This window comes from Mesorhizobium sp. WSM4829 (assembly GCF_055811475.1).
Genome location: NZ_JBVVQJ010000016.1, coordinates 1 through 7,461, shown reverse-complemented (window position 1 = coordinate 7,461; position 7,461 = coordinate 1). Strand labels below are relative to the sequence as shown.

Below are 7,461 nucleotides of genomic sequence, written 5' to 3'. Positions count from 1 at the left end.
CGGCCTGGCCGGGGCGTGGGGGGCGTGTTTGTTGCTCCCCCCCTCCCCCCCCCCCCCCCCCCCCGCCCCCCCCCCCCCCCCGCCAGTCATGGCCCCGTCTTAAAGATGGGCGCTGTCTTGAAAGAGGAGAGATGAATGCGCGGCTTCCTGCTCAACCGGCTCTCACAGAGCCTCATCCTGCTCCTGATCGTCTCGGTCATCGGGTTCCTCGTCCTGAACCTGCTGCCTGGCGGGCCGCTGGCGCAATTCGGGCTCGATCCCAGCATGACGCAGGACGATCTCGAGCGCCTGAAAGAGCAGTTGGGCCTGAACCGTCCGCTTTTGATCCAATATTTCGACTGGGCCTGGCGGCTTCTCCAGGGCGATTGGGGCCACTCCTTCCGCGACGGCGCGCCTGTGCTGGCAGTGATTGGCCGGCACGTCCCTGCGACGCTGCTGCTGATGGGGACGTCCACCGCGATTGCGATCGCCATCGGCACCTGGATCGGCATTCGTGGCGCCACGCACCGCTATTCGCTGTTCGACTATATGGCGACGGTCGGAGCCATGGTCGCGCTGTCGATCCCGACCTTCTGGTTCGGGCTCGTCGGCATCTACATCTTCTCCTTGCAGCTGGGCTGGCTGCCTGCAGGCAACATGTACACGATCGGCGACGGTTCGGTCCTGAACTACCTGCATCACCTGATCATGCCAAGCATCGTGCTGTCGCTGGTGCATGTCGCGATCTGGAGCCGCTACATGCGATCGGCGACGCTCGACGCCATCGGCCAGGATTTTGTCAAGACCGCCCGCGCCAAGGGCCTGAGCGAGCGCCGAGTCATCATGAAGCACGTCGTCGGCAATGCGCTTTTGCCGATGATCACACTGGCCGGGGTGCAGCTTCCCAGCATCCTGACCGGCGCGCTGGTGACGGAGACAGTGTTTACCTGGCCGGGGATGGGTCGACTGTTCCTGGACAGCCTCGGCTACAGCGACTACCCGGTCGTGATGGGACTGCTGATGTTCTCGGCCATTCTCGTCATTCTGGGCAACCTGATCGCAGATATTGCCGTGGCGATCGTCGACCCGCGTATTCGTCTGGGTTGAGCGCGTAACCTCACACCCAACAGGAGGCACCCGAAATGACCGCTCTCGCCGCAAATGCAGGACCAAGCCGCTGGTGGCGCAGCCGCACCGTGCGCCGTTTCACCAGCCATCATCTGGCGTTGCTGGGAGTCACGATGATCACCCTTCTCACGCTGGCATGCGTCTTCGGCCCGCATCTCCTGCCCTATGATTCCCTATACATCGATTTGCGCGCCCGCTTTGCACCGCCGCTGACGGGCGACCACTATCTTGGGACCGATCCTTTGGGGCGGGACGTGGCGGCGCGACTGTTCATGGCGGGGAGGACCTCACTGCTGGTGGCTTTCTTTGCCATGCTGCTGTCGACGATGATCGGAACGCTCGTCGGCGTGATCGCGGGCTACCGCGGCGGCTGGATCGGCGCAGCGCTGATGCGCACGGTCGATGGCTTCCTGTCATTCCCCTCCATATTCCTGCTGCTTGCCTTGGCCGCGGCACTGAAGCCGAGCCCGGCTATGGTCACCGTGATCGTCGCTGTCACCAGCTGGATGGAGGTCGCTCGAATTGTCGAGGCCGAGGTGCGGTCATTGCGCGAGCGCGAGTTTGTGCTGGCCGGGCGCATGCTGGGGCTTAGCGGCGCGCATATCATGTTTCGCGAGATCCTGCCCAACGCCATGGGCCCGATCATCGTGGCCGCTACTTTGACGGTTGCCCACGCGATCCTCCTGGAAGCCTATATCAGCTTCCTGGGGTATGGCATTCAGCCGCCGCTGCCGAGCTGGGGCAACATGCTCGAGGGCGCCCAGCAGTATCTGGACAGTGCGCCCTGGCTGGCGATCATTCCCGGCGCCGCCATCACCATCGCCGTGACAAGCTTCAATTTCATCGGCGACGGGTTGCGCGATGCGCTCGACGTGCGGGACGACCGTGTCTGACCTCGCCGGCATGGACCGACCCAGCCTCCTGAAACCGCAACGAGAAGTCCCTCACGTGCACGAGCCCAAAGTCGCCAACAAGAGCACACCCTACTGGTGGGAGGCGGCGCCCGTCATGCCGCTGCCGCCGCAGCCCCTGGCGAGGACAGTCGATGTGGCGATCGTCGGCGCCGGTTATGCCGGGCTTTCGGCCGGGCTTGCGCTGGCGCGCGAGGGGCGCTCGGTTGCAGCTTTTGATGCGATGAATCCGGGCGAGGGGGCCTCGTCGCGCAATGGCGGAATTACCAGCGGGAGCATCCGGCTGGACTACGCCACGATCACCCGGCGCTTCGGCGAAGAAAAAGCCATGGCGATCGAGGCCGAGGGCAAGGTCGCGCGCGAATTCCTTTACGATTTCATCAAGTCGGAAAAGCTCGACTGCGACTTTCAACTGGTTGGCCTGTTCAAGGGCGCCATCGGATATGAACAGTACGAGAAGATGGCCCGCGGCGCCGAGGCGTTGGCAAGGAAACTGGGGATCGAATCCTACGCTGTTCCATATGCAAAGCAGCGCGACTATGTCGGCACCGACTTCTATCGCGGCGGCATGGTCAGGATGGACATCGGCGGGCTGCACCCGGCCAAGTTCCACGCGGAGCTCCTGCGGGTGGCGCTCGCTTCGGGACTGGCGGTGCATTCGAACACGCCCGTGACCTCGATTGAAAGGGATAGCTCGGGGTTCCGCGTCGCCACTTCGGCCGGAACGGTGCAGGCGCGGCAGGTGCTGGTCTGCACAAATGGCTACACCGACGGCGCCAATCCCTTCCTGCGCCGCCGGCTGGTGCCGGTTCGCAGCCGGATCATTGCCACCGAGGAACTCGCGCCTGAGCTGATGGCGCGCCTGATGCCGAAGCGGATGATGATGGGTGAGGGCCGCGAGCTTGGCTTCTATTATCGCCCTTCGCCGGACGGCAGACGCATTCTGCTCGGCGGGCGCGACAGCTCGCGTGCAGGCGATCCGGCAGCCCCGACGCTACGTTTGCGCAACGGGCTGGGCGAAATTTTCCCAGAACTGGAGAATGTTCGTCTTTCGCACAGCTGGTTCGGCAATGTGGCGATGCACCGTGACATGCTGCCCAGGATCTTCGAGAAGGATGGCGTGGTCTATGCCACCGGATTCTGCGGTTCGGGCGTGGTCTGGGCGCCATGGGTCGGCACGCGTGCGGCTCACAAGCTGATGGGACATGGCGATCGGGCGCGCACCGCATTCGATTTCCGACCGCCTGCGGCGATCCCGCTCTATCGTGGCAATCCGTGGTTCCTGCCGGCCGTTATCAAGGGCTACGCCCTGCAGGACCGTATCGCCTGGTGGCGCGCCAGCCGCTGAAGGCCGAAGGGTGGCGGTCACTCGACCCTTGCCGAACAATTGCGGCGACAAGGAACAGCATCACATGCACTACATCTCCACGCGCGGCCATCCCGAACGCAGGAAGTTCTGCGAGATTCTGCTTGAAGGCCTTGCCCCGGATGGCGGCCTCTATGTGCCCGAGGTCTACCCTCGGCTGGATGATGCCACGCTGAATCGGTGGCGGGGCTTGTCCTACCCAGTGCTCGCCTTTGAAATCCTGTCGCTCTACATCGACGATATTCCGCCCGCTGACCTGAAGGCCATCTGTGCAAAGACCTACAGGCCCGAGGTTTTTGGGACCGCCAGGATCGCGCCCGTGCGAACGCTTGAGAGCGGTCTCCATGTGGCGGAACTGTCGAACGGTCCCACCCTGGCGTTCAAGGACATGGCGATGCAGTTGCTCGGCAATTTGCTCGAGTATGAACTGGCGCGGCGGGGTGTGGAGTTGAATATCCTCGGGGCAACCAGTGGCGACACGGGCAGCGCGGCGGAATATGCCATGCGCGGCAAGAAGGGCATCCGCGTCTTCATGATGTCGCCACACGGACGCATGAGCGCCTTCCAGCAAGCCCAGATGTTCAGCCTGCAGGACGACAACATTCACAACATTGCCATCGAAGGGGTGTTCGATGATTGCCAGGACATCGTGAAAGCCGTGTCCGGCGATGCTGACTTCAAGAGGCGCCACCGGATCGGCGCCGTCAATTCGATCAACTGGGCCCGGCTGGTCGCTCAGGTGGTGTATTACTTCTCTGCCTATTTTCAGGTGACTGAAGAGAATTCGTCAGAGGTCGACTTTGCCGTTCCCTCGGGTAATTTCGGCAACGTCTGCGCCGGTCATGTTGCGCGTATGATGGGACTTCCCATTTCCCGTCTCGTCATTGCGACCAACGAGAACGACGTGCTCGATGAGTTTTTCCGCACTGGGGCGTATCGCGTGCGGGGCCGGGCAGATACCTATGAAACCTCGAGCCCATCCATGGACATTTCCAAGGCCTCCAATCTCGAGCGTTTTGTGTTCGACTTGCTCGGTCGCGACGCCAGCCGGACGAGATCGCTGTTCGACGATCAACTGCGCGAAAGCGGGTCATTCGATCTCAGCGGGGATCCGGCCTTCGGCAGGGCGGCGGACCATTTTGGTTTCCGCAGCGGGAAGAGCACTCACGCCGACCGGTTGGCGACGATCCGTGACGCGTGGCACCGCTTCAACGCGCTGATCGATCCACACACTGCAGACGGCGTGAAGGTCGCGCGCGAGCATTCGGTTTCGGATGTGCCGATGATCGTGCTCGAGACGGCCCTGCCGGTCAAATTTGCGGAGACCATCAGAGAGGCCCTGGGCCGAGAGCCAGTTCCTCCGCAACGGTTCGACGGCATAGAGGGTTTGCCGAGACGGTTCAAACTGCTTTCCGCCGATGCACAGACCGTGAAGACCTACATCGCTGAAACCCTGCAGGCTTGCTGAAAGGCTGCTTCCACGACCGGGACCTCTTTCGCCATGGCCGTATATACCGAATTGTCACCTAACGAAGTCGCAACTTTCTTTCAGGCTCTGGGCCTGGGACAGCCGAACTCCGTTCGCGGCAGCGCGAGCGGAATTGAGAACACGAACTACTTTGTCGACACCGAGGCAGGCGAATATGTGCTGACCCTGTTCGAGCGGCTCACATTCGAGCAATTGCCCTTCTACCTTCACCTGATGAAGCACCTTGCGGCGCGGCGAATGCCGGTCCCGGATCCGGTTGCCAACGTCAGAGGCGAAATCCTTCACACACTAAAAGGCCGGCCTGCCGTGATCGTCAACAGGCTTCCTGGCGAGAGCGTGACGGCGTCGACAGAGTCGCATTGTCGCGCTGTCGGGGAGATCCTGGCGCGAATGCACGTGACCGGGAGCGATTACCCACGGCGGCAGGCCAATCCGCGCGGCCTCGAATGGTGGAACGAGGTGGTGCCGGTGGTCGGCCGCTGCGTATCTGAGGGACAGCGCTCGCTGCTCACGAGCGAACTGGCCTTTCAGAACCAGATCGCCGTGTCCTCCACCTACGAGGAACTCCCAAGCGGGCCGGTGCACGCTGATCTCTTTCGCGACAACGTGTTGTTTGAAGGTGGTCACCTGACCGGCGTCTTCGATTTCTACTTCGCCGGATGCGACACCTTTTTGTTCGATATAGCCGTGTGCCTCAATGACTGGTGCGTCGATAGTGGCACCGGCCGCCAAGACACTAAGCAAGTTGCCGCCTTTCTCGGCGCGTATGAGTCAGTTCGCGCGCTCACTGGACCCGAACGCTTATTGCTTCCTGCGATGCAGCGCGCTGGAGCATTTCGTTTTTGGTTATCGCGTCTCTGGGATCTGTACCAGCCCCGGGAAGCTGCGCTCCTCAAAGCACACGATCCAAGCCACTTCGAGCGCATGTTGCGCGTGCTCCGGGGAGAAGTCGCATGAGCAAGACCGCGAAGATCACCAATGGAAATGGAAGCACGATGGCACCGACTCTCAAAGACCACGTTGGCGAGCTGCTTTCGCAGATCGAGACGGAGGGCCTGTACAAGCGCGAGCGAGTCATCACCTCGCCCCAGTCGTCCGAAATCGAGGTTGGCGGCCGCAAGCTGCTCAATTTCTGCGCCAACAACTATCTCGGCCTCGCCGACAGCGAAGAGCTGCGCGAAGCGGCGAAGGCCGCGCTCGACCGATACGGCTACGGCATGGCCTCGGTGCGCTTCATCTGCGGCACACAAGAGGAACACAAGCAGCTCGAGGCAAAGATATCGAGCTTCCTCGGTATGGAGGATACAATCCTCTACGGTTCCTGCTTCGACGCCAATGGCGGTCTGTTCGAGACGCTGCTTTCCGAGGAGGACGCGGTCATTTCCGACGCGCTGAACCACGCCTCGATCATCGACGGCGTGCGGCTGTCGAAGGCGAAGCGTTTCCGTTACGCCAACAACGACATGGCCGATCTGGAAGCGCGGCTGAAGGAGGCAATGGATTGCCGTTTTCGGCTGATCGCCACCGATGGTGTATTTTCCATGGACGGCATCATCGCCAATCTGAAGGGCGTCTGCGATCTCGCCGACAAGTACGATGCAATGGTGATGGTCGACGACAGCCATGCCGTCGGTTTCGTCGGCGAGCACGGGCGCGGCTCGGCCGAGCATTGCGGCGTCGAGGGCAGGGTGGACATCATCACCGGCACGCTCGGCAAGGCATTGGGCGGCGCCTCGGGCGGCTACACGGCGGCGAGCAGGCCGGTGGTCGAATGGCTGCGCCAGCGCTCGCGTCCCTATCTCTTTTCCAACACGCTGATGCCTGCTATCGCCGGGGCCTCGCTGAAGGTGCTGGATATGATCGAGCAGGGCGGCGGCTTGCGCCGCCGGCTCTACGACAACGCCTCGCGCTTCCGCGCCAACATGGAAAAAGCGGGCTTCACGCTGGCGGGATCCGACCACCCGATCATTCCGGTGATGATCGGCGATGCCGCGCTGGCTTCGCAAATGGCCGACATGCTGCTTGAGCGCGGCATCTACGTGATCGGCTTTTCCTTTCCCGTCGTGCCCAAGGGCCAGGCCCGCATCAGGACGCAGATGTCGGCCGCCCATTCGGCCGCCGATATCGACCGGGCGGTCGAGGCGTTCGGCGCGGTCGGGCGCGAACTTGGTGTGATTTCCTGAACGGCCGGAGGCGAAAAGTGATTCCGGATCAAGAGTTTCAAGGGAAAAAAGAATGTCGAACATGATGAAGGCGCTGGTCAAGGCCAAGGCCGAGCCGGGCATCTGGATGGAGGAAGTGCCGGTGCCGGAAATCGGCCCGAATGACGTTCTGATCAAGATCAAGAAGACCGCGATCTGCGGTACTGACGTCCATATCTACAATTGGGACCAGTGGGCGCAGAAGACCGTGCCGGTGCCGATGGTGACCGGCCACGAATTCGTCGGCACGGTCGCCGACTTCGGCGCGGCGGTCACCGAATACAAGATCGGCCAGCGCGTTTCGGGCGAGGGCCACATCGTCTGCGGCCATTGCCGCAATTGCCGGGCGGGCAGGGGGCATCTGTGCCGCAACACCCTCGGCGTCGG

Annotated in this window: 7 protein-coding genes; all 7 read left to right on the top strand. The window is 62.4% G+C overall.

The window, feature by feature from the left end; all coding sequences use genetic code 11:
- The first annotated feature begins 135 nt into the window (after positions 1–135).
- Positions 136–1,086: an ABC transporter permease gene (locus AC0L17_RS16865; RefSeq protein WP_091593972.1), complete on the top strand. Its 951-nt coding sequence runs from the start codon at positions 136–138 to the stop codon at positions 1,084–1,086.
- A gap of 35 nt (positions 1,087–1,121) precedes the next feature.
- On the top strand, positions 1,122–2,000 hold the full coding sequence (locus AC0L17_RS16860; RefSeq protein ID WP_091593974.1) for an ABC transporter permease: 879 nt from the start codon (positions 1,122–1,124) through the stop codon (positions 1,998–2,000).
- A 115-nt stretch (positions 2,001–2,115) separates the two neighbouring features.
- Entirely contained in the window at positions 2,116–3,366 is a 1,251-nt protein-coding gene (locus AC0L17_RS16855) for an NAD(P)/FAD-dependent oxidoreductase (RefSeq protein WP_473516752.1), read from the top strand.
- Between the two features lie 64 nt (positions 3,367–3,430).
- A complete protein-coding gene (gene thrC / locus AC0L17_RS16850) occupies positions 3,431–4,852 on the top strand; it encodes a threonine synthase (protein ID WP_473516655.1) in 1,422 nt (473 codons plus the stop codon).
- A 33-nt stretch (positions 4,853–4,885) separates the two neighbouring features.
- Positions 4,886–5,830: a homoserine kinase gene (locus AC0L17_RS16845; RefSeq protein WP_287122247.1), complete on the top strand. Its 945-nt coding sequence runs from the start codon at positions 4,886–4,888 to the stop codon at positions 5,828–5,830.
- Positions 5,831–5,868: 38 nt separating this feature from the next.
- A complete protein-coding gene (locus AC0L17_RS16840) occupies positions 5,869–7,056 on the top strand; it encodes a glycine C-acetyltransferase (RefSeq protein WP_473516751.1) in 1,188 nt (395 codons plus the stop codon).
- A 52-nt stretch (positions 7,057–7,108) separates the two neighbouring features.
- Positions 7,109–7,461, top strand: a 353-nt coding sequence (locus tag AC0L17_RS16835; protein WP_473516654.1) for an alcohol dehydrogenase catalytic domain-containing protein, incomplete at its 3' end; no start/stop codon positions are given.